Below are 21800 nucleotides of genomic sequence, written 5' to 3'. Positions count from 1 at the left end.
CAAGCCTCCCTTACGCCTAGCTTGTTCCAATATATGCTTGTACTTATTTAATTAGAACTTCTTCCCTATTACCATTATGGCTTTTCTGCTTCTTGTTGCGGTTCAAGTGGTGGTACGAGTGTTACACCTAATTCTGTACCAGGTTGCAACAATGTCCCTTCCGCCACACTTTGTTCCGTTACATATCCTGTACCAGAAGGTTTTAAGTTAAGCTTTAATGTTTTTGCTAAATTCATAACATCACGCAGTGCCCATCCCTGTATATTTGGCATTGTAGGCTTATCTCCTACTAAGAAGACTCGATCACCCTTTAATGTTTGTTCAGTTGCTTTTGGCACTTGCTGCTGCACTTTACCTTCACCTAATACGATTGGACGAAGTTTTGCTTTATCAATTGTTTTTTTCGCTTCTTCCATCGTTTTTCCGGTTACATCTGGAACGACAGTTTGTTGTTCTTTCACATATTTTTTCGGGTCTTTTACTTCATTCGGCTTAATCTTTAAGTACTCTAAGCTATTTTTCGCTACATATTTAAAGATATCAGCTAAAGGTTTAGCCCCGTTTTCATCATCTTTTAATTTTGGTTGTTTAACGGCCACATACACAACAAGTTGCGGATCGTCCATCGGTGCCATACCTAAGAATGAGAATATATAATTCTCTCTTCCCGTCATATAGCCACCTTTCCCGTCAGGAATTTGTGCTGTACCTGTTTTCCCCCCGACTGAATACCCATCAACTTTATATGCAGTTCCTGTTCCTTTCGGTGATGTAACAACACGTTCTAGTAATTGCCTTACTTGTGCGGCTGTCTCTTTGGTAACAGGTTTTCCTACTTCTTCTGGTTTATGCTCTAGCTGTACTTTACCTGTTATTGGATCCACAATTTTATCAATTGTATAAGGTTTCATCATTTTACCATCATTTGCAATTGCTGTTGCAGCTTGTACAAGTTGAATTGGTGTAACTGTAGAACCTTGTCCAAATGCCGTTGTTACTTGTTGTATTTGTTGATCAAATAAAATTGTATTTGACCCTTCACCAGATAAATCAATGTTTGTTTTTTCATCTAATCCAAAACCGTGAATATATTTTCGAAAACGCTCTGGACCAAGTTTTTGATCCCCTAAAATTGCGAACGCTACGTTTGAAGATCGCTCTACCCCTTCATCAAAAGTAATAGAACCCCATCCGGCGCCGCCGTTATGATCTTTTATTTTGCGATTACCAACTTGATATGTACCAGACTGATAAAAGTCTTGCCCATTGTATACACCTTCATTAATCGCCGCCGCTAATGTGAAAATCTTCATTGTTGATCCCGGTTCAAACGCATTTGCAATGGCGTCGTTGAAGAAATATTTAATTTGACGATCATTAGGGTCATAACTAGGTTTACTAGACATCGCTAATATTTTCCCTGTCTTCGGATCCGCAACAATCCCTATTAAATTTTCTGGTTCATAATGTTTACTCGCTTCTTTCATTGCGTCTTCTAAATAACTTTGAATACGTTGGTCAAGCGTTAAATACACATTATCTCCATTTTTAGGTGCCTTTACATTCACTTTCCCACCGTCAAGAGATACTCCTTTACGGTCACCTGTATAAGCTACCTCACCATTAGAAGCACCTAAATATTTATCCAAACTCTTTTCTAAGCCAAATTGACCGACTGAGATTCCATTTTCATCAGGTTTCGCATGACCTATGACGTAAGATGCAAAATCACCGTTTGGATAAACTCTCGCATTTTCGGTAATAAAAGATATTCCCGGCAATTTCAATGCTTCTATTTGTTCTTTCTTTTCTTTCGTCAAGTCTTTACCCAATGTTCCAAATTCCACTTGACTTTTGCCTTCTTTATTTAAAGCAGCTAAAATTTTATCTTCATCTTTTCCGAGTACTCCTGCGATTTTCTTTGCAGTATCCCCTTTATCCTTAACGGCGTTAGCTCCTTTTAACTCGGCTACAAGTTTATAAGAATTTGCGTCTTGCGCTAGTACATGACCATTTTGATCATAAATTGTTCCTCGATTCGCTTCGAGAACTCCTTTTTTACTATGTTTCTGCTCAGCAAGTTTTTTCAAATCATGATTGTCCACTGTTCCTGTTACTTGTATGTAAAAAAATCGGGCTAATAACAGCAAAAAGAGCAGGAGGAAAAATATCATAAAATAACCTGCTCCCTTATTGGTATGAAATTTGGTCATATTTCTCTTCATCTTTTCTTCACACCTATTTGCCTTACTTTAGGCCTTTCACGTTATTCGCATTAATTTCTAGCCCGTGTTTTTTTGCAACTTCAGCGATACGTTCATAACGACTTAACTTCTCTACTTCAGCCTGCAATTCTTGATTTTCCTTTTGTTTTTTTACAATTTGTTCTTCTATCGTCGCTGCTTCTACATTAACTTGATATAGGCCCGCTTTATTCCCAATAAAAGCTACACAGGCATATAATAAAAATCCAATAAACGTTACGTACAATAGCTTTTCAATTCTTGTAATTTTCGTTTTAACTTTTGGCTTAACCATCTGCTGTGGCGGCGCTTGAATTTGTACCTCTTCTTGCGCCTGTTGTTTATACTTTACAGCTAAATTAGTCATACCTCTCTCTCCTTTTTATCGTTTTTCAGCGATTCTCAACTTCGCAGAACGCGCTCGATTATTTTCTTCTAATTCAATGTCAGAAGGTAAAATCGGTTTCCTTGTAATAAGCTTTAATTTCGGCTTAAATTCATCCGGAATAATCGGTAGTCCCTGTGGTAATTGCGGCGTTGTGCTATTTCGCTTAAACGTCGTTTTACAAATACGATCTTCTAAAGAATGGAATGTTATAACACTAACTCTTCCACCAGGCTTGACCATATCAATTGCAGATTCCAACGCTTCTTCAAATACTTTTAATTCATCATTTACAGCAATACGAATCGCTTGAAATACTCGCTTCGCAGGATGTCCACCTGTTCTACGTGCCGGAGCTGGAATACCTTCTTTAATTAATTCCACTAATTCTCCTGTCGTTTCAATAGCCTTATTCTCGCGATAAGCTTCAATTTTCCTTGTTATTTGCTTTGAAAATTTTTCTTCTCCGTATTGGAAGAAAATTCTTACGAGTTGTTCATATGACCAGCTGTTCACAACATCATATGCTGTTAATGGGGCATCTTGATCCATCCGCATATCTAACGGTGCATCATGATGATAACTAAAGCCACGCTCTGGTGTATCTAATTGTGGGGATGAAACACCTAAATCGAATAAAATCCCGTCTACTTCTGTAATACCTAATTCATGTAGTTTTTCAGATAAATAACGGAAGTTGCTCTTCACTGTTACAAATTGTTCACCATAAGAAGAAAATTTTTCCTTCGCATTTTGAATCGCTATTTCATCTTGATCAAATGCTATTAACTTTCCACCATCTGTTAGCTGAGATAGTAAATAAGAACTATGTCCTCCTCCACCCAGTGTACAATCTACATATGTACCACTCGGTTTTATATCTAAGCCATCTACTGTTTCTTTCAAAAGTACTGTTACGTGTTTGAACATTGCTGCACCTACTCTTTTTCCAATTAATTATGTTAAATACATTTCTCACTCTACAAACACAATTTACTACTAGAGGATGAAATGCTACTAAAGAACGACTCATTTAACTTCCAACAAGGTAGTACGCTATACAAATCGCTATTTTATTTTATTATATACTAAATTTTATCATTTTTTGCGGGAATTTAAACAAAAACCTGTCGAAAAAGATAATAATCCGTTTACATTTTGTGCTATTTTGTCATATATATATACCTGATACATAGCGATTCATTACATTAACATAAGATGGATAATTCAGAAATATTTCACTTCACAGTTAATTCAACAGAATAAAAATAAAATCCTGCTCAAAAGAGCAAGATTCTATAGTTTTATTACATGATGTTTTCCATCCCACGAAAAAGATTGTTCCATTACCCGGTCAACAAAATCAAGGCCGAACTGATTTAAATAATAACAAACATTCCACACACGTTCTTGCGGTGCTCCTAATGGACGAAGCGCAAATTGTAAACGGCGGAATTTATTCAGTTGAACCTCATGTTTCTTCTCAACATTTCTTTTCAACATTTTTTCTAACAGTTCAATTTGCTCATTAATTTTCAGTTCATTTTTCCCAGCAAACTCATTTAACCCTGGATCTATTTTTTTCACGAATTGTTGTAATGATGTATGAATATCCATTATTTCTTTTTTCGCTTCTATAAATCGCTCGTCTATCGGTTCCTCTATTTGATTAGAAAGCCAATTGTCACGCAGATTATCTATGTTATTTAGAAATGGATCAATTTCTTGCAAATCTAAATCATATAAATCTGTCGCTATATCTCGCTCCATATAAGTAATTGTAAGGCGCGGAACAACAGGTGGCATTTGGAAACCTGCCGTATGAAACACTTGTTGCAATTCACTCCAATAAGCTAACTCCCCTGGACCGCCAATAAACGCTAACGTAGGAAACACATATTCTTGCATAAGAGGGCGCGTTACAACATTATTACTAAAACGTTCTGGACTTCTTTCCATCTCTTCCATCAATTCTTCATACGAAAATGAATGCACTCCATCTTTTCCAATAAACTTCCCTTGATTCTCTTCAAGCAATACTCGCTCATTATCAATTTCCATAAATATATGTACTGCATTTGTCTTCGTTTCAATAATCGGTTTAAATCCTAATCCCTTAAGTACTTCCTGTTGATTACGAAGCCCTACTTGAATTTCTTTATATTTACTTATAATTTGTTGTAAAAACGGCACTTCTAATTTTCTTAATGCAGGATGATGTGAATCTACAAGAATTAAACCAGAATTTGCGAACATTTTCGTAATAAGGTGCGCAAAGAAATCTACATATGTATGCGATTTACCTAAAGCATCATCAACAAATTGTAATACATCCTTTGTAAAATTCGTTTCCGGATATGTTTTAAAAATCTCTTCGACCCATTTTCTACAGTCTTCAATAGAAAACTCAGACTCAGAAGCACTCGCCTTTTTCGGATAACGATCATGAAAAATGGTCTTTTTTATTTTTTTATTTTTCGTTACAAATGTATGATTAATTTCATCCATATCATGGTCTTCACCAGCAATCCAAAAGACAGGAACAACCCGAACCCCTAAGCTCTCTTCTTTTTCTTTTGCAAGCTGTAAAATTGAAATGATCTTATGAACTGTATAAAGCGGACCAGTTAATAACCCTGCTTGTTGTCCAGCTATAACTACATATGTATTTTCATCTTCAAGCGCTTTTATATTTTGAATTGTAAATTCTCCCGCTTGCAATTGTGTATTATATTCTAATAAATGCGTTACTAAATCTTGACGGAAAAACTCTCTCTCACGTAAATCATGTAAACGCTGTTTAAAAGCATCCTCTGTTAACAGATAATCAAAACATGACTGTATCTCTTTTTTACCGTTCATATAGTCCGCTACAACACCTTGTAGTGGAACAGAGATTTCTTTTATCTCCATATAATTCTTCCTTTCGTATCCTGTTCTCTCACCAACCCACATTGTATTCAATGTTTCACGTAAAAGCAAAGAAAAACACTTATAATTCCATTCCTTTTATTGCATTGAACAAAAATCGAAGTGTCGGAACAGATTGTTGTTGTTCCTCAGCTTCTTCTAATACATATCCAACAATTGCATTAACTTCCGTTTGTCTATTCGCCCTTACGTCCGCTAACATAGATGAAGTATTATGGGATGTTTTTTCACATACTTGGCATACCATTTTCCATAGCATTTCCTTATCTTCTTCTTTAACAAGAAATGCAACTTCCTGAAATACTTGCTCCATCATTTGATAAAAAAGCGGGTTTGAAATTAACTCCCCGTTCTCAACCCGTAATAATGCCGTCAACGGATTAATACATACATTGACTACTAATTTATTACGCATAATCCCCTTCCAATCATCTTCTATCTGAATCGGAAAATAATCAAAAGGAAAACAATTAAATACCTTTTTAAAACAACTAGATTGACCACGCACTACACCAAACTTTGTAACACCTATTCCAGTATGACGAACTGTATGTCCATCCTCTTTTTTTGCACCATGCTCCACAATCCCGACTGCTATACGTTCATTTCCTATTTTTCGCATAACGTGAAGATGTGACATTCCATTTTGCAAAAAGATTAATGACGATTCTCCCTGCACAAAAGGTAATATATCAGTTACATGATATTGCTTTACAGCAATAAATATATAATCTAACTGTTTATCCAGCATACTTTCTATCGGTAAAATAGATGGAAATACCGTTTCACGTTCTCCATTCCTAATACAAGTTACACCCGTTAAGTTTAATTCTTCTGCTTGCTTATCGTTTCTTGTAAACAACGTAACATCTTGATTACTTTTTTGTAAATAAAATGTATATAGGAGACCAATAGCTCCCGGTCCAACAATTCCAATTTTCATCTTCACACAAAGAACTCATATTAACAAGTGATATAAGTTCCCTTGCCTTTCCCCCTTTATATCTTATTAAATTACAATTACATAGTTGAGGATTCAATTATCTTTTAACAAATGCAACCTCTTCTTTCACTACGTATATACTACCTATATACATAGTTCTATTCTTAGTTTAGCAAATCCTCAAAAAAATAATGAAAGAAATATTCTATCTTCTTCATAAAAATTTAAAAATGAGTTATAATATTATTATAAATATTTTAACTTTTCTGCATTCAACAAGATAAGAAAAGGACGTGATGTAATGGGATTCCCAAAAGTTGAACGCTTGCTCATCAATTATAAAACATTAGATGAATTTAAAAAATTCAAAGGGTGCGGAGCTCAAGAACTATCCATGTTGGAAGAATTACAAGCAAACATTATTGAAAATGATAGTGAGTCTCCATTTTACGGTATTTATTATGGAGGATCACTAATCGCACGTATGAGTCTATATATGAAAAGGAACGGCGGGGAACCATTTGAAATTACAGGTACTTACCTAGAACTTTATAAACTTGAAGTATTGCCGACTTTTCAAAAACAAGGATTCGGACAAATGCTTGTTAATTATGCGAAACAACTACAATTCCCAATTAAAACGATAGCACGTATCCAGTCATCTGGTTTTTGGGATAAATTAAGTTTCCAGCCAGTATCAGTAACTGATGGTGATTTTTATATTTGGCATCCAGAAACAAATTCGAATGCGATTACAAACGAAGAATCTGCATAAGAAACAAAAAAAACAGCTGTTACGCAGCTGTTTTTATTTCTTTAATTTTTCTAATTCTCCATTCGAGCGAGCGCCATTTCTTTCCGCTACCATTACACTTCTTTTTTGATCGATATAATCAAGTAATGTTCTATATTCTTCCTCATATACTGATAATCGCTCCAGAAGACGTTCTTTCTCTGTTTGTAACGATTCAATTTGTTGTTGCAACACCATTAAAGAGCTTTCATCTTTATAATTTCGCAAGAATTCAATAACATCATTCAATGTAATTGATGTAGGCTCTAATACCTTTGTCTCTTTCACTTCATAATTTTCTACTTTACGAAGTTGCTTTGCTTCTTCAATACGTTCTTTGTATTGCTTTCTAACATAAGAATTCCACCTAAATCCACATGCTGCTGGTGTGCGAGACAAATGTCTCCCCACTTCTTTAAAGGCAGAAAGTTGCGTTCCACCTTCTTGAATATGCCGGAGTACTACTTCTGCCAGAAGCAAATCTTCATCATCAGTCCAAGCATCTTGTCTTGTTGTCGCCATCTCTCTAGTCCTCCCTATGCATTTTTTATTAAGCATATGCAGTTACTAGAAAAGATAGAATACAACAAATAAAGAATAAGACAAAAAAAAATAAACGTAGAAGATATCTTCTACGTTTATTTCCCCGCAATTACTTGCTGATTACTTCTTTACCTTTGTAAGTACCGCATGCTTTACATACACGGTGAGCTAATTTCGCTTCACCACAGCTTGGGCACTCTACCATACCAGGTACTGATAATTTGAAATGCGTACGACGCTTTCTTTTTACTGTTTTAGAAGTTCTTCTAAAAGGTACAGCCATTCTTCCCACCTCCTTAAAAGAAATAGTTATTTTCATATGAAGGCCTAAACCAGTCTTCCGATTATTTGTCAAAAAACTTTGCAAGTCCTGCTAATCGTGGATCAACAGTCTTTTCTTTGTTTTCTTCCGAAATCACTTGCCAGTCTTGACCTTGCATCGGTGCTCCACCAGAAACATCATCACTGAAAATTTGCATTGGAATCTCCAAAAGTATATTTTCCTTGATTACGGGCAGTAAGTCAAGTACTTCTCCTTCTAAACAATGAATTTCAGCTTCTGTTTCAAATTCTTCTTCCGAAGTTTGGAACACCTCAGTTGTTTTAATGTCAAATGGTAATGTCACATCTACTAAAGAGCGAGAACATGGTAAAACCATGCTTCCAGTTATATGTAGATGAAACGTAAACTTACCGGAGCCAAAATCAACTCTTCCTGTTACATGAGCAGGATTAATTTCACGAATATCTTTCTCGACCTCTTTTAGCTCACTTACATCTACCATTTCATTTAATGTCAATCCTTTATTTCTCAATTTATTCAATTGATGGATGGACCATTTCATATCATATCACCTCAAGGCAACAAACAAAATTATAGCTAGCCATTTTATATTTGTCAATGTTTTTTCTTTACACTATAATGAAGTCATCATAGGAAATAATATATAGACTATCACGTTTTCCAAAAAGATGCTACATCGAAAGGAGAGATTACCATAAAATCCAGTGGTATTGTTGTTGAATATAACCCTTTTCATAACGGTCATGCTTATCATGTGCAACAAACAAAAAAGTTAACACAGTCTGATATTATTATCGCCGTTATGAGTGGTCCTTTTTTGCAGCGTGGTGAGCCCGCACTCATCTCCAAATGGTATCGTACTAAAATGGCCTTAACAAACGGCGTAGACCTTGTTGTAGAGCTTCCATATGCATTCGCAACACAAAAGGCCGAAACTTTCGCAAATGGCGCAATTTCGATTTTAAACGCCCTTGGTGTTTCTGAAATTTGTTTCGGTAGTGAAGATGGACAAGCTGAAAATTTCTACAATACCATCGCTATACAAAAAAATGAAGAAGAGACTTTTAATCGTCTTGTGAAGCAATTTATGAATGCAGGTAATAGTTATGCGAAAGCTACATCTGAAGCCTTTCTACACATCTTACCATCCGAAAAAAACGTAGATATGTCACAACCAAATAACATTTTAGGCTTACAGTACATTAAAGCAATTCTCTTACAAAACAGTTCGATGCAAGCACAAACTATAAAAAGATTCGCCTCTCATTATCATGATGAAACATTTCACGATCAACATATTGCAAGTGCAACAAGTATTCGCAAACAGCTATTTAATGAAAACAGTTCCTCTACAACTATTGAGCCTTTTATCCCGAAAATGACTGCTTCTCTTTTAGAAAACTACAAGCAAAACTACGGGACGTTACATAACTGGGAAAAATACTTTTCATTTTTTAAATACAAACTTATGACGATGTCTTCAGAGGACTTACAGCATATATATGAAATGGAAGAAGGTTTAGAGCATCGTATTTTATCAAAAATACAAAACAGTTCATCTTTCTATTCATTCATGGAAGCATTAAAAACAAAACGTTATACATGGACTAGATTGCAAAGAGCTTGTACACATATTTTAACAAATACAACGAAGGAAGAAATACACAAAGCAAATATAGAGCAACATGCGCCGTATATCCGTCTTCTCGGAATGTCACAAAAAGGACAAACTTATCTTTCTAGAAATAAGAAAAAAATAGAACTCCCAATCCTTACTCATACAAAAACATTCGAACATCCAACTTTAGACATAGAACGAAAATCAAATGCTGTATATTTCTCCATAATGCAAGAACCTTTGCGGACACAACTGCTAAAACAAGACGCAACGCATCACCCAATTCGTTATGATGAAATAATGAAAAAATTCCTATAAGAAAAACCTCTCTTCTTCAGAGAGGTTTACTTTGTTTTACCCATTTTTTCTAAATACGTTAATGCATCATCCAGTGTGTCCACTGGTACAATTTTCATCTTTGTTTTAATATCTTTCGCAGCTTCAAGAGCATCTTTATAATTCGATTTCTCTACACCTTTTTCATTTGGCGCAAAAAACACTTCAGCTCCCGCATCACTAGCAGCTACTACTTTTTGCTGAATACCACCAATTGGACCAATTTCTCCTTTATCATTGATTGTACCTGTTCCAGCTATTTCATGTCCGTTTGTTAAATCTTCTTCAACGAGCTGATTATAAATTTCTAGTGTAAACATTAACCCTGCTGACGGGCCTCCTATTTCATGGGAATCAATTTTCACTTTCGGATCTACTACTAACTCTCTTTCCGTAACGATAGAGACCCCTATACCGACGCGTCCATTCCCATTAGGGATCGTCTTTACATTTAAATTTTCTTTAAACTGTTTTCCGCCCCGCTTGTATTCAATATTTACTGTGTCCCCTTCTTTTTTCCCTGTCATATACTCAATAAATTGTTCCGTCTTGTCGAATGTTTTTCCATCGACAGCTATAATAACATCTCCAAGCTTAAGTTTTCCTTCTGACGGCATACCCTTTGCTACACCAGCAACTAGTACACCTTTATTTTCAAAAGAAACAGAGCGATTTGCACGTTTATAAGCATTATAGATCGCTGCATTTTGCGAATCTTTCATTGCATAATTTTGGCGAAATTGATATTCTTCATCACTCTCGCCTTTTTGCAATATTTCTTCCGCCTTTGAAACGTGTGTATATTTATTAAATTGCGCGGCTATTAAGTTCACCACATTGGCAGGTCCCATTGAGACAGTGACAAGCATGAAATCACCAGACTCTTTCGTTCCACCATCTACTTGAACGTATGGCGCTAATTTCGCCGCCATACCTGGTTTTGTCACATAATACGGCAAACGCACATAAACAAGTAGCATCGCCAATATAACCCCTATTAAAATTGCATATATAAACCGAAAACGCTTAAACATTATGTTTCTCCTTCCACTGCTCAATTAGTAAATAAATGTTTGAAATGTGTTTTTCTGCTTCCACTTCTCCGACCCGAATGATATCTTCAATATGTGTAAAAGCACGCGAACTAAATTGTTCTACTGCTGGCCGCATCATTAAATCTGATGCTATTTGCCGATTCATCACGAGTTCATGTTGCATAATTTCAATACTTTGCATAATCACATCATAAATCGATGTAACCTCTCCATTCACCTTAATTGGAGATACATCAACAGCAATAACAATATCAGCCCCTAAATCTTTTACAACCGATACGGGAATACGGTCAATTACCCCTCCATCCACTAATAAGCGCCCATCTATTTTCTCTGGAACAAACACCCCCGGCACAGATATACTAGCTCGAACCGCCTCCGCAATCGGACCGCTTGTAAAAACAACTTTTTCCCCCTTCAAAATGTCAGTAGCCACAACAGCCGTCGGGATATCTAACTCTTCTAAATTTTTATTATATGTAAACATTTTAATCATATCTTTGATACGTTTTCCAGCAATAAATCCCATTTTAGGAACTGTAAAATCCAAATAATATTTCCTTTTAAAAACAGCGGCCAATCTATACAGTCTTTCAACGTCACAACTCGCTGCATAAAATGTACCAATTAATGCTCCTATACTACTACCTGCTATCATGTGAATAGGGATGCCAGCTTCCCTTAACACTTTTATTACCCCTATGTGAGCAAAACCTTTTGCACCTCCGGATCCAAGCGCTAAACCGATTTTTGGTTCCTTCATTTTTCTCACCCTTTAATTTTTTTCATTCCTTTTTCATACTTATGGTCTAAATTCACCACATATCCACGTATACTGAAATGAACGTTTTTGGGACAAAGGGGGATTTTCTTACATGTACGAAAAATGGAAAACTGCTTTTCTTACCATATCAATGTTATTTTTAACCTTTTCTCTTGTACTTCACCCCCAAGATGCTTTGCAAGCTTCAATTCGCGGGTTAAATATATGGTGGGAAGTTGTATTCCCTTCACTACTACCGTTTTTCATCATTGCGGAACTTCTAATCAGTATTGGTATTGTAAAATTTATCGGTGTTATATTAGAACCACTAATGCGTCCACTGTTTCGTGTTCCAGGGATAGGCGGATTTGTTTGGGCAATGGGAATGGCTTCAGGATTCCCCGCCGGCGCCAAATTAAGCGCTAGACTACGCAAGAGCAATCAACTAACACAAATCGAAGCGGAACGACTCGTATCTTTCACAAATTCTTCTAATCCACTTTTTATTTTCGGAGCGGTTTCTATTGGTTTTTTCAATAATCCGAAATTAGGGCTCGTATTAGCAGCAGCACATTATATAAGTAACTTTATCGTCGGATTACTTATGCGCTTTTATGGTAATAACGATACTTACATAAAAGACAAACATACGAATCAAAAGCGTGCCTTTCAAAACCCTTTTTCCATCCTCCACCAAACACGTATGCAAGAAAAAAGACCGATTGGAAAACTACTCGGTGACGCTATCGTTTCTTCTATTCAAACATTGCTCATGATTGGTGGGTTTATTATTTTATTCTCTGTTTTAAATAAAATGATTACTGTTTTCGAAATTACAGAAGCGCTTTCTTTTATTATGCAACATATTTTATCATTCTTCCAACTTACATCCCAATTTAATATTCCGATATTATCCGGTATTTTTGAAATGACGCTTGGAAGCCAAATGATTAGTCAAATTAATGAATCAACACTTCTTCAACAAGCGATGGTAACAAGCTTCATTCTAGCATTTAGCGGCCTTTCTATTCAGGCACAAGTAGCAAGCATATTAGCGGAGACAGATATCCGCTTTAAACCTTATTTTTTAGCTCGAATTATCCAAAGTATTCTCGCTCCTATTCTCACTTTTATATTTTGGGGGCCATTTTATGAAAAAGTTCATTCTTTCTCGCCTACGCAAGAAGATCTTCCCGTATTTTTATTGAATCATTCTTACACACTAACTGATATTTGGACATCATTTATACACTACGGACCAATCTTCACCTTATTTTGTTTATATTTATATGTTATCTTATTGTTTTTACGCATTCATAAAGAAAAACCCCGTTCACTTTAACGGGGTTTGAAACTTTTCTTTTAAAGCACGCTCTACAATCGGAGGAACAAGGTCTACTACACTTCCCCCATATCTCGCAACTTCTTTCACAATACTTGAACTTAAAAATGAATATTGATTATTTGTCATAATGAAGAAGGTTTCGATACTTTCGTCTAATTTTCGATTCATTGAAGTAATTTGCATCTCATATTCAAAATCAGAAACTGCTCGCAAACCACGTAATATTGCATTTGCATTACGCATTTTTGCATATTCCACCAATAATCCACTATGTGAATCAACTTTTACATTCGGAATATCCTTTGTCGCCTCTCGAATTAACTCTAGGCGTTCTTCTACCGAAAAGAATGGTTTTTTTGATGAATTGTTTAAAACAACTACATATACTTCATCAAATACTTTTGCTCCCCTTTTAATAATATCCAAATGTCCAAGGGTAATTGGATCAAAACTCCCTGAAGAAATAGCTATACTTGTCATTCTGTCCCCTCACCTTCATACTTATAAATCGAAATTGCTGTAATCCCGTAGTTTTCTGCCCGTACTTTTACAAGTTCTCCTATTGAATCAGGTAAAACCACGTCATCCCCATGCTCTGCCATAATGATGCCATCTTTATTTAACAATCCATGTTGATCGATCACACTAATTAAAGACACAATTTTTTGACCTTTATATGGAGGGTCTATTAGTATAAGATCGAATGATATTTCACGCTTTATAAGCGCCTTTACCGCACGTTCCGCATCATTTCGATACACTTCAGCTTGTTCTTGTATTCTACAGCTTTCTAAATTTTGATGAATGACTTTTATCGCTTTACTATCTCGGTCAACAAAAATCGCTTTATCAATCCCTCTACTTATGGCCTCAATTCCAAGACCACCACTACCACCAAATAAGTCAAGAGCGATACCACCATCATAATAAGGACCTATCATATTAAAAATAGATTCTTTCACTTTATCTGTCGTTGGACGTGTTGTATTACCAGGTACCGCTTTAAGTGGGTGCCCTTTACATTTTCCTGAAACTACTCTCATCTGTTGTCACTACCTTTATTTCAATCTATCGAGCGATTACTGTAAATGCATCTCAAGTCGGTAACCGCTACCAAACCATACAATTCTTCACTAATTCGTTACTTAACCTATAGAGAACTTTAGTTAAAATAACCGTTCGCTATTTCTTGCATGTTCATCTCACTATTTGCGAACAAAACCCCTCTATGTACATCAGTTCCACTTTACCTTTTTTATCCTATCATAAAATAAAAAAAAGAAAAATAAAAAGCCTAACATAAATTTTAATTTCATTATGTATATCTTCATTTTAGATTGGACATAAATAAATATAACAACATCATTTTCGATGTTGTTGCCAACCGCGGAGAAGACTTACGTTTCCCCATAAGTTCTTCCTCCGGTTTCTCCTCTCCCTTTGCCTTCTTACTAGTAGTACATACTAGTATTAGAAGGGCCCTGCTTTGCAGGGTTTTTTTATTTGTCTACTTTTCATTTAAAAAGTGAGGTGGTACAGTAAAAGAAAGAGGAGGAAAAAAATATGATTCAACGCTTTATAGAACTCGGAGAAGGCTACTCTGACTTATATGAATTACTTGAAATTGCCAAAACAAACCAAGAACGTGTAACACATATGTTACAATTCGAAACTGTAAAAAACGAAAAAAAAGTGTGTTCACTTGTTGTAATACTAAAACCGACAACTACTGGTGATTTCCAACCATTATACATATGTCGTGAAGGCATTCCTGTACTTGAAAATAAAAAAAGTAAACGTGTCGTTTTATTTGAAGAAATGGCGGAACAAATAGGGAAAAAAGTTACTCCCTTTACTGTAAAACCATCAACAACTTTCCCTGAAAAAGAACTATTTTTTAATCATCTAATTGGTATTTTACGAATGAACAATTTCATTCCTCCAATGAAATAACACGTTATTTCAAGTAAAAAAATCCCCTGCTAAATTTAGCAGGGGATTTTTTTACTTAGCTATAATCGTATTCTTTTGCCCGATCAGGACGCGAATTTTCGAATTCCGTTTTTAAAAATGGGCGATACGACTGTTCTACTTTTTTTACAAAAGGAAGTTTATTCAATTTTTGCATCATATGCTCAATTTGTTCCATATCACAATATACAACGGCATATTTCAAACGTTTTGATATGTAATGAATGTTACCATATTTCCTTAAAATCTTGGCATGTTTCAATGAATGTAAATAAACAATCATACTTTGTCGTTGCCCGAACATAATCTTCTCCATCTTCTCCTTTTAAAAACTTATATTCTTATATTTTATGAAAACCAATCAAAAATTTATGACATTAAAGGACAAACTCTGTATACGTTTTCTTCTATATTCTAAAAAACAGGGTAAATTACCCTGTTTTTTTACAACCACAACCGCCTCCGGTACCACACCCACCGCCACAGCCACCCGCATCAAAAAACGGATTTCCTGTTGGAACTTTAACGGAAGAAGACACCTCAGAACCAATTGCTACACTAACTTCATCTAATAACTTTTGTAAAGCAGTTTCTGCTCTTTTAAAGGTTGCAACCTTATCATGCATATCTACAGAACGCTTTAATTCCCTCATTTTCGTCGAAACGAAAGTATAATCAGGATGATATTTACCAAAACGTTGCACTTCTTCGTATCGCTCTTTCATCGTTGTAAATTGCTGAATTAGCGTCTGGACTTCTATATCTTCTTGTAAATCCTTATAATACTTACGGTAATCTTCTGCTATATCTGAACAGATGATCGCTTTTGCAAGCTGCTCTGCCTTATCTAAAATCAATACGCTTTCCAGCGTCGCTACAATCATGAGAGACACCTCCGAGTATTCATCATAACACATTTGGAACAGAACTACTAATTGAAGTGTCTCACCTAAAAGAAAGATATAATTCTAACTACTTTTCATACAATCCCCTTGCACTCTTATACAATAATATGCTCCGCAATATTATATTTAAGAACATCCCATTTCCCGCTATTCTCTTTCACGTAGCTAATACATGCGTTTTTTAACGGCGTTTTAAATGTAATTTCATCTGGTGCAATTGCGTGTAAAATAGCTTTTATTGCATGTGAATGCGCAACAATGATAATACGTTTATCTCCATGTGCTGCTGCAACCTCTTGTAAAGCCGTAAAACAGCGCTCTACAATTTCTTCATCCTGCTCCATTCCTTCTATATTACCTTCTGCAATTAACTCTCTAACGGCCGCAACTGGTTTCCCAGAAGCTTCCCCAAAATTACGTTCCATAAATCGCTCATCTAATAAAATAGATGGTAATCCAATAGCCCCAGCAATTTCCTTAGCTGTTTCTTGCGCTCTAATTAACGGACTACTTATAATTATATCCCACGATTCCGCTTGCAGGGTAGCTGCACTTTGACTCGCTTGCTTCTTCCCAACTTCGTTAAGTGGAATATCTTCGCGCCCTTGAATAATCTCTTGAAAGTTCCAATCAGTTTGTCCATGTCGTACTAAACAAATTTCCGTCATGCTGCAACTCCTTTTTTAAATAATCCGATTCTATTGTAACAAAAGTTTTGCATAACGGACATAGTTTTCCCTTCCAATTACGTCGTATTTTGCTGCTTCATATACTGGAACATATCAATCATAATTGAAGCAACGGCCAATTGATTTTGAAATTTTTCCACTTTATCTGGTATCGTTTTTTTGAAATGCTGCATGGCAGCTAACTCAAAAGCTTCTTTTTCTTCTGGGTTACGCGTCAATTTCCGGTACCAGTATGGCTGTTCCCGAATATAGCGAGCTAAATCCTCATCAGCTTTTATAAACTCCATAAGCTCTGCTCTCATTCTCTTTCCCCCTAATCCTTTTGAAAGAAAAAAGGATTATTTTCAGAAGTACTTTGTTCTTGCTGCGCACGGTTCCCTTGAAATTGTTGGATAACTTGTTGCACACTACCAATCGCACTCGTTACATTTGCTAAATGATGTTGCATTTGTTCTACGTCTAGCTTTTTAAAGAAAGAAAGCATTTGCCCCATCACATCAGCAGTTTTTTCCTCTTCTGTTCGATTTTCTTTTTCTTCTTTATTTTCTTTTACCGAAGAAAAAGCAGGTGCTCCATCAGGTCTATACGCTATCCATATTTGATCTTCTTCACCAAGTAAGTACCATTCTTCATAAAATTGCTGCCAAGTTTTTTGACCACTTCTAACCTCATGAACCATTTTAGGGTGATGGTTTACAAACTCTTTAAACTGTTGAACCGATGGATGTAACGGCCCTTTTGTTGTTGGCATAATCCTCACCTCTTCATGTATATCTACTATATTGTAAGAAAAAAAAGGCACATGGTTCGCCTATTTTTAGACGATTCATGCACCTTTTTATCTCCCTATTTGTGGACAGTAAGACTCCCACCTTAAACTTCTACGAATACGCAGAAGTTAGGCGGGAGTCTTACTGCCCGTTAAAGCCCGATTGGTGAAGACTAATAATCAGTGAAGGATGCCCCCACTGATTAAAGTTTCATTTTATTTTCGGATAAAGTTTTGAGTATAAAATTTATCATATACCCCAACACCTAATCCAGTAAATTGTTCATTTAATAAATTCTTTCTATGACCCTCACTATTTAACCAACCCTGTACCGCCGCAATTCCATCACTATGTTGCGCCGCTATATTCTCACCAGCAAGTTGAAAAGCCACTTGCCCACTTTGCAAGCGATCTCCTAACGTACCAAAAGTAGGTGAATCGTGTGAAAAATAATTATTATCCTTCATATCTTTACTATGGCCTAATGCAACATCTGCAGTTTGTTGGTCAAATGTTAACAACGGTAATTGATGACGACTTCGAATAACATTTGTTAAATCGAGAATTTGTTGCATATTTCCATTTTCTACTTGCTTCATTTTTTCTGGTGTCAGCGGCTGTTCCGCTATTAATTCACCTGAATAAACAAGTTGATATGGTCTTTGTCGTAATAACGTTTCATCATCCATATAACGAAGACCAACAAGCTCATGTGTAAAGTGATCAAAGTATAATTGTGCCCATCCATCTTCTACAGGTACTAGCGGTTGTTCCATTACTTCCGTATCAGATAACTCAAATTGATAACTATTCTTTCCTCTTTTTAATGAAATCTCATGTGAAAGTGGATTCTTTTTATATACCTCTTCATACTTTTCATTTATATGATAGGGAGCCACCTTAACTTGCTCACCAGCAACATACGCCGTTACAACTTTACGTTCAGCAACTCCAAATTGAACATACTGAGCTAAATCTTGATTATACACCCACCATTCATATCCATAAGCAGAAGGCTCTATTCGAGATGGTTCGCCCCACTTCGCTAATAAATTCTCAGAGTCCCCACCAATCATATTTAATACAGTGTCTGTGGATTCTTCATTTACTTGCTTCTTCTTTTTCACAATTTTATTTTCTTGCTTAGAGTGAGATGGAGTTAATATATATTGTGACACGAGTAACTTCCCGTATAAATCAACAGCTAAAATTAAAAATGTAATCATTACGATACGCAATAATTTCTTCAAACGATATACCTCCTGAACAAAGCATAAAATCGAGATATACACAAATCCTTTTTTTTCCTTTTTTGTGTGTACCGTACTCTTTTCACTATATCATATTTTCACGAAAAAAGTCTGGATTATCCCTTTTCTCGCAATACGAATTGCACTTTCTTATTATTCGTACTATTATAAAAATAGTGTACTAACATTAAAATAAGGAGGTATTCTATGCAATTTACAAATACAAACTTTAATGATGCAGTCGTTGATCTAACTCTTTTAACTGAGATTATGGAAAACAATCATTTTGTACTTGCTGGACAATGGGATTACGAACGCGTTACATATGATTATAAATTTGAAATATTAAAGGATATTTATTATTTACGTGTACAAGGATTTGCTGTTGAAGGTGACATCGGCGGCAGACACGCTCAAGTAAAACTATTGCCACCCTTATTAGGAAAACATTATTATCCTCATGGCGTTGAATATGGAGATGATGAGATTTTCCCAACGAATGTACTTCAAAAAAGCGAACAACTCCTACAAAATATTGAAAAAGAGTTGAAAGAATTTCAAATTATTGAGTAAATAGAACAAGCGCATCATATCGATGCGCTTGTTCTATTTCTCTTACCTAAGAATGAATCGTCTTTTTGACTGGATACCCATAAATGGATCCATCTTTTACTTTAATCTCATCTTCCCAAGGAACCTTATATTTACCTTCAGCTAAATCTTTTACAAACGTATACGGGTTTTCTTTCACCCCACCAGGAGTCGCTACATATCCCCTTGAACCTAAATTATATATATTATTTTCGAGACCCCATCCTAATCTAGCCTGATCTGCTAGCTCCGGATATACTTCGGCAGTAACAATCTCCCAAGGGTTTCGGTGTCCCTGCACTAAAGTAGTCCCATCAAAATTACATACTTGTCCTTCACCAAAGTAATAAAATACACCATCATAACCCGCTAAGTTCACTGACAATGTATACATTAAATTTTGCCATGCATTTGAACGATTAGTTAACATCCATTGTTCACTAACTTGTGTGCTATATCCGGAAATACGAATCAAGACATTTGCACCTTTATAGGCCGCTTCACGGGCTACTTCAGGGAACATACCATCATGACAAATACAAACAGCTAATTTACTTCCTCCAGGTCCATCACAAACAGGTAAGCCTAAATCTCCAGCTTTCCAAGGCTCGACTGGCACCCAAGGATTTAACTTACGATACTTCAAAATCATTTCACCCTGTGGATCAATAATAATTGCTGTATTATACGGTTCTCCACCATCAGGATTTCTTTCCATTATAGAAAAAACACCATATACTTCAGATTCTTTACATGCCTCAGCAAATAAGTCTGTTTCTGGTCCAGGAACTGTACATAAAAACTCTTCTGTAGTCCATTTTTTTGTATTGAGCCCCTGTGTACTATATTCGGGAAATACTATCAATTCTAATCCAGGATAACCTGATTTCGTTGAATGAATTGTTTTTATGATCTGTTTAATTTGTTTATCAATGTCTGCACGCGACTCTACTACCGGTACTGGATATTGAATTAACGCTGTTAAAAAACCACTAATCGGCTTTACCATGCTTCCACTACTACCCATTTAAATTCCCCCTTAAAATAGTTCATGTTTATTAAAGATAACAATATAAAGTGAAACTTTAATCAGTGGGGGTTTTGTCCATCCCCCACTGATTATTAGCCTACACCAATCGGGCTTTTACGGGGAGTTGATCTCCCGCCTAACTCCCTCGCAGTCGCCAAATTTCGAGGTGGGAGTCTTACTGCCCCTTAATGCGGGATAAATTTGTAATTCTCTAAAAAACTTGCACTACATATGGAATTATTACGTATTAAAGCTAGTAGTAAGTTTTATATCCACTTTAGTACATGCCTACACTAACTTAACATGAAAAGTTTGAAAATTCAATCTTTTATAATTAGCTAAAACCAAAGAAGAAAAAAGTGTATGGAATCCCACACACTTTTTTACTTGGTCTGTAAATACGGCGGCAATTGTTGCAACTGCTCTTTATCCTTTTCACGCTCTCTACGTGCCCATTTAAAGAACACATAACCGATAATCGTACCGTACACTATTTCCTGGACAATTTTCATAATGATACCGCCTGTTTGTTGGTCTTCTACTACCGGCATCCAATGTAAAAATTCTGGTCCAGTTATATTTAAATCTGATAAAGTCCCCGCCGGTACACAGAGCTCCATTGCCTTCATCCAAGCGGCCGGATCTGTATATGTTGCAAATAATGGTGCAGTCGCAAAAATTATTAACGCACAAGCTGGCGTTAATAAAATACCATTAGCAAACATATAACCAAGCTTCTTAATATCACTTAAAGTTTGATATTCTGGTAGCGGATTTAACATCGGCCACCACATCATCATTGCTGCAAAAAACAATATAGCAAGGCAAATAGGATGCGCTATTTGACTTTGTTTTACTGTATCAAAAACAACTGGAAAATGATAAAAGGAAAACAGACCGTTAAATACCAACAACGCAATAAGTGGCTTTCCAAAAACCTTTAGCACAATTTGAACGAACTTAAAAGAAGTAATATATTGATATAACCATACGGGTATACCAAGCAGTAATAACGGAGGCACCGCAATATACATTACTGCCATCTCAAGCATATGTGCACTAAATATAATATGACCAATTAAATCAATAGGTCCTCCCTTTACAAAATACAAAAGAACAATCCCGGTCGTAAAATAAAAAATTTGCTTCTTACTTACCTTCGTCGCATTTTCAAATCGCGTTCTATATGGTCCAATAACTAAAAAATAACTAATAAGAATCGAGATCATAAATAATAAAAAAATCGGACTCCATAAAGCTTGAAAACCAAATACCCATAAGTTTTCCATTTCCACACCTACCTTTTCAAAATCCTTATATTTCATATACAAAGAG

At 35.8% G+C, this 21800-nt stretch carries 25 protein-coding genes; 5 read left to right on the top strand and 20 right to left on the bottom strand.

The window, feature by feature from the left end; translation table 11 throughout:
* Positions 1-74 precede the first annotated feature (74 nt).
* From ABH959_RS07320 to panE, 5 genes are all read right to left on the bottom strand, one after another.
* Positions 75-2225, bottom strand: coding sequence for a penicillin-binding protein (locus ABH959_RS07320; protein WP_483862346.1), 2151 nt, complete (start codon positions 2223-2225; stop codon positions 75-77).
* A gap of 22 nt (positions 2226-2247) precedes the next feature.
* Complete coding sequence (gene ftsL / locus ABH959_RS07315; protein WP_002014745.1) at positions 2248-2610, bottom strand: cell division protein FtsL; 363 nt, start codon at positions 2608-2610, stop codon at positions 2248-2250.
* Positions 2611-2625: 15 nt separating this feature from the next.
* Positions 2626-3558, bottom strand: a complete 933-nt coding sequence (gene rsmH / locus ABH959_RS07310; protein ID WP_002014746.1) for a 16S rRNA (cytosine(1402)-N(4))-methyltransferase RsmH — start codon at positions 3556-3558, stop codon at positions 2626-2628.
* 366 nt (positions 3559-3924) lie between these two features.
* Positions 3925-5541, bottom strand: coding sequence for a bacillithiol biosynthesis cysteine-adding enzyme BshC (gene bshC / locus ABH959_RS07305; protein WP_033707127.1), 1617 nt, complete (start codon positions 5539-5541; stop codon positions 3925-3927).
* A gap of 79 nt (positions 5542-5620) precedes the next feature.
* A complete protein-coding gene (panE, locus tag ABH959_RS07300) occupies positions 5621-6508 on the bottom strand; it encodes a 2-dehydropantoate 2-reductase (protein ID WP_002066866.1) in 888 nt (295 codons plus the stop codon).
* Between the two features lie 295 nt (positions 6509-6803).
* On the opposite strand from panE, the gene ABH959_RS07295 reads away from it, so the two are divergent.
* Positions 6804-7277 carry an N-acetyltransferase gene (locus ABH959_RS07295; protein ID WP_002014751.1) on the top strand — a complete coding sequence of 158 codons (474 nt, stop codon included), beginning with the start codon at positions 6804-6806 and terminating at the stop codon, positions 7275-7277.
* A gap of 33 nt (positions 7278-7310) precedes the next feature.
* On the opposite strand, the gene ABH959_RS07290 is transcribed toward ABH959_RS07295, so the two are convergent.
* From ABH959_RS07290 to ABH959_RS07280, 3 genes are all read right to left on the bottom strand, one after another.
* On the bottom strand, positions 7311-7817 hold the full coding sequence (locus ABH959_RS07290; RefSeq protein ID WP_002066865.1) for an RsfA family transcriptional regulator: 507 nt from the start codon (positions 7815-7817) through the stop codon (positions 7311-7313).
* A 130-nt stretch (positions 7818-7947) separates the two neighbouring features.
* Positions 7948-8121, bottom strand: a complete 174-nt coding sequence (gene rpmF / locus ABH959_RS07285; RefSeq protein WP_001984764.1) for a 50S ribosomal protein L32 — start codon at positions 8119-8121, stop codon at positions 7948-7950.
* Between the two features lie 61 nt (positions 8122-8182).
* Entirely contained in the window at positions 8183-8683 is a 501-nt protein-coding gene (locus ABH959_RS07280; protein WP_002014753.1) for a YceD family protein, read from the bottom strand.
* Between the two features lie 153 nt (positions 8684-8836).
* Here ABH959_RS07280 and ABH959_RS07275 point away from each other — a divergent pair, with 153 nt between their 5' ends.
* Positions 8837-10078, top strand: a complete 1242-nt coding sequence (locus tag ABH959_RS07275) for a nucleotidyltransferase (protein WP_204354038.1) — start codon at positions 8837-8839, stop codon at positions 10076-10078.
* 26 nt (positions 10079-10104) lie between these two features.
* Here ABH959_RS07275 and ABH959_RS07270 read toward each other — a convergent pair whose 3' ends face one another.
* Entirely contained in the window at positions 10105-11130 is a 1026-nt protein-coding gene (locus ABH959_RS07270) for a SepM family pheromone-processing serine protease (protein WP_113937191.1), read from the bottom strand.
* A complete protein-coding gene (locus ABH959_RS07265; RefSeq protein ID WP_033707141.1) occupies positions 11123-11914 on the bottom strand; it encodes a patatin-like phospholipase family protein in 792 nt (263 codons plus the stop codon). The genes ABH959_RS07270 and ABH959_RS07265 overlap by 8 nt, the downstream gene beginning before the upstream one ends.
* A 112-nt stretch (positions 11915-12026) precedes the next feature.
* Here ABH959_RS07265 and ylbJ point away from each other — a divergent pair, with 112 nt between their 5' ends.
* On the top strand, positions 12027-13256 hold the full coding sequence (gene ylbJ, locus ABH959_RS07260) for a sporulation integral membrane protein YlbJ (protein ID WP_113937190.1): 1230 nt from the start codon (positions 12027-12029) through the stop codon (positions 13254-13256).
* Here the strand turns inward: ylbJ and coaD are convergent.
* Positions 13248-13739 (bottom strand): pantetheine-phosphate adenylyltransferase, encoded by a 492-nt coding sequence (gene coaD / locus ABH959_RS07255; RefSeq protein WP_002088286.1) that lies wholly within the window; start codon positions 13737-13739, stop codon positions 13248-13250. The two genes, ylbJ and coaD, sit on opposite strands and share 9 nt — an antisense overlap.
* Positions 13736-14302: a 16S rRNA (guanine(966)-N(2))-methyltransferase RsmD gene (rsmD, locus tag ABH959_RS07250; protein ID WP_002066890.1), complete on the bottom strand. Its 567-nt coding sequence runs from the start codon at positions 14300-14302 to the stop codon at positions 13736-13738. The genes coaD and rsmD overlap by 4 nt, the downstream gene beginning before the upstream one ends.
* 520 nt (positions 14303-14822) lie before the next feature.
* On the opposite strand from rsmD, the gene ABH959_RS07245 reads away from it, so the two are divergent.
* Positions 14823-15212, top strand: coding sequence for a DUF7147 family protein (locus ABH959_RS07245; RefSeq protein ID WP_002014762.1), 390 nt, complete (start codon positions 14823-14825; stop codon positions 15210-15212).
* Between the two features lie 55 nt (positions 15213-15267).
* Here ABH959_RS07245 and ABH959_RS07240 read toward each other — a convergent pair whose 3' ends face one another.
* The 6 genes from ABH959_RS07240 to ABH959_RS07215 form a co-directional block, all read right to left on the bottom strand.
* On the bottom strand, positions 15268-15534 hold the full coding sequence (locus ABH959_RS07240) for a YlbG family protein (protein ID WP_002088292.1): 267 nt from the start codon (positions 15532-15534) through the stop codon (positions 15268-15270).
* Between the two features lie 127 nt (positions 15535-15661).
* The gene (locus tag ABH959_RS07235) at positions 15662-16114 is read right to left on the bottom strand and encodes a YlbF/YmcA family competence regulator (RefSeq protein WP_002066910.1); all 453 of its coding nucleotides are present in this window, start codon (positions 16112-16114) and stop codon (positions 15662-15664) included.
* Between the two features lie 116 nt (positions 16115-16230).
* A complete protein-coding gene (locus ABH959_RS07230; RefSeq protein WP_002066909.1) occupies positions 16231-16803 on the bottom strand; it encodes a histidine phosphatase family protein in 573 nt (190 codons plus the stop codon).
* Positions 16804-16880: 77 nt separating this feature from the next.
* Complete coding sequence (locus ABH959_RS07225) at positions 16881-17126, bottom strand: YlbE-like family protein (protein ID WP_002014770.1); 246 nt, start codon at positions 17124-17126, stop codon at positions 16881-16883.
* An 11-nt stretch (positions 17127-17137) separates the two neighbouring features.
* Positions 17138-17575 (bottom strand): YlbD family protein, encoded by a 438-nt coding sequence (gene ylbD, locus ABH959_RS07220; protein ID WP_002138106.1) that lies wholly within the window; start codon positions 17573-17575, stop codon positions 17138-17140.
* Positions 17576-17809: 234 nt separating this feature from the next.
* Positions 17810-18844 carry a CAP domain-containing protein gene (locus ABH959_RS07215; RefSeq protein WP_404492407.1) on the bottom strand — a complete coding sequence of 345 codons (1035 nt, stop codon included), beginning with the start codon at positions 18842-18844 and terminating at the stop codon, positions 17810-17812.
* A gap of 207 nt (positions 18845-19051) precedes the next feature.
* On the opposite strand from ABH959_RS07215, the gene ABH959_RS07210 reads away from it, so the two are divergent.
* Positions 19052-19417, top strand: a complete 366-nt coding sequence (locus ABH959_RS07210; protein WP_002066906.1) for a YugN family protein — start codon at positions 19052-19054, stop codon at positions 19415-19417.
* A 46-nt stretch (positions 19418-19463) separates the two neighbouring features.
* Here the strand turns inward: ABH959_RS07210 and ABH959_RS07205 are convergent, their stop codons facing one another.
* Positions 19464-20462: a formamidase gene (locus ABH959_RS07205; RefSeq protein ID WP_000535796.1), complete on the bottom strand. Its 999-nt coding sequence runs from the start codon at positions 20460-20462 to the stop codon at positions 19464-19466.
* A 386-nt stretch (positions 20463-20848) separates the two neighbouring features.
* Complete coding sequence (gene ctaG / locus ABH959_RS07200) at positions 20849-21754, bottom strand: cytochrome c oxidase assembly factor CtaG (RefSeq protein ID WP_113937205.1); 906 nt, start codon at positions 21752-21754, stop codon at positions 20849-20851.
* Positions 21755-21800: the final 46 nt, after the last annotated feature.

The sequence above is a fragment of the Bacillus sp. RC51 genome (assembly GCF_044908115.1).
Classification (GTDB): domain Bacteria; phylum Bacillota; class Bacilli; order Bacillales; family Bacillaceae_G; genus Bacillus_A; species Bacillus_A mycoides.
This window is presented reverse-complemented; position numbering and strand designations above follow the sequence as displayed.

What these genes read in the sequence shown, in the direction of transcription:
- ABH959_RS07320 (WP_483862346.1), bottom strand. Translation starts at nt 2,225, where the DNA reads ATGAAGAGAAATATGACCAAATTTCATACCAATAAGGGAGCAGGTTAT.
- ftsL (WP_002014745.1), bottom strand. Translation starts at nt 2,610, where the DNA reads ATGACTAATTTAGCTGTAAAGTATAAACAACAGGCGCAAGAAGAGGTA.
- rsmH (WP_002014746.1), bottom strand. Translation starts at nt 3,558, where the DNA reads ATGTTCAAACACGTAACAGTACTTTTGAAAGAAACAGTAGATGGCTTA.
- bshC (WP_033707127.1), bottom strand. Translation starts at nt 5,541, where the DNA reads ATGGAGATAAAAGAAATCTCTGTTCCACTACAAGGTGTTGTAGCGGAC.
- ABH959_RS07295 (WP_002014751.1), top strand. Translation starts at nt 6,804, where the DNA reads ATGGGATTCCCAAAAGTTGAACGCTTGCTCATCAATTATAAAACATTA.
- ABH959_RS07290 (WP_002066865.1), bottom strand. Translation starts at nt 7,817, where the DNA reads ATGGCGACAACAAGACAAGATGCTTGGACTGATGATGAAGATTTGCTT.
- rpmF (WP_001984764.1), bottom strand. Translation starts at nt 8,121, where the DNA reads ATGGCTGTACCTTTTAGAAGAACTTCTAAAACAGTAAAAAGAAAGCGT.
- ABH959_RS07280 (WP_002014753.1), bottom strand. Translation starts at nt 8,683, where the DNA reads ATGAAATGGTCCATCCATCAATTGAATAAATTGAGAAATAAAGGATTG.
- ABH959_RS07270 (WP_113937191.1), bottom strand. Translation starts at nt 11,130, where the DNA reads ATGTTTAAGCGTTTTCGGTTTATATATGCAATTTTAATAGGGGTTATA.
- ABH959_RS07265 (WP_033707141.1), bottom strand. Translation starts at nt 11,914, where the DNA reads ATGAAGGAACCAAAAATCGGTTTAGCGCTTGGATCCGGAGGTGCAAAA.
- ylbJ (WP_113937190.1), top strand. Translation starts at nt 12,027, where the DNA reads ATGTACGAAAAATGGAAAACTGCTTTTCTTACCATATCAATGTTATTT.
- coaD (WP_002088286.1), bottom strand. Translation starts at nt 13,739, where the DNA reads ATGACAAGTATAGCTATTTCTTCAGGGAGTTTTGATCCAATTACCCTT.
- rsmD (WP_002066890.1), bottom strand. Translation starts at nt 14,302, where the DNA reads ATGAGAGTAGTTTCAGGAAAATGTAAAGGGCACCCACTTAAAGCGGTA.
- ABH959_RS07245 (WP_002014762.1), top strand. Translation starts at nt 14,823, where the DNA reads ATGATTCAACGCTTTATAGAACTCGGAGAAGGCTACTCTGACTTATAT.
- ABH959_RS07240 (WP_002088292.1), bottom strand. Translation starts at nt 15,534, where the DNA reads ATGTTCGGGCAACGACAAAGTATGATTGTTTATTTACATTCATTGAAA.
- ABH959_RS07235 (WP_002066910.1), bottom strand. Translation starts at nt 16,114, where the DNA reads ATGATTGTAGCGACGCTGGAAAGCGTATTGATTTTAGATAAGGCAGAG.
- ABH959_RS07230 (WP_002066909.1), bottom strand. Translation starts at nt 16,803, where the DNA reads ATGACGGAAATTTGTTTAGTACGACATGGACAAACTGATTGGAACTTT.
- ABH959_RS07225 (WP_002014770.1), bottom strand. Translation starts at nt 17,126, where the DNA reads ATGAGAGCAGAGCTTATGGAGTTTATAAAAGCTGATGAGGATTTAGCT.
- ylbD (WP_002138106.1), bottom strand. Translation starts at nt 17,575, where the DNA reads ATGCCAACAACAAAAGGGCCGTTACATCCATCGGTTCAACAGTTTAAA.
- ABH959_RS07210 (WP_002066906.1), top strand. Translation starts at nt 19,052, where the DNA reads ATGCAATTTACAAATACAAACTTTAATGATGCAGTCGTTGATCTAACT.
- ABH959_RS07205 (WP_000535796.1), bottom strand. Translation starts at nt 20,462, where the DNA reads ATGGGTAGTAGTGGAAGCATGGTAAAGCCGATTAGTGGTTTTTTAACA.
- ctaG (WP_113937205.1), bottom strand. Translation starts at nt 21,754, where the DNA reads ATGGAAAACTTATGGGTATTTGGTTTTCAAGCTTTATGGAGTCCGATT.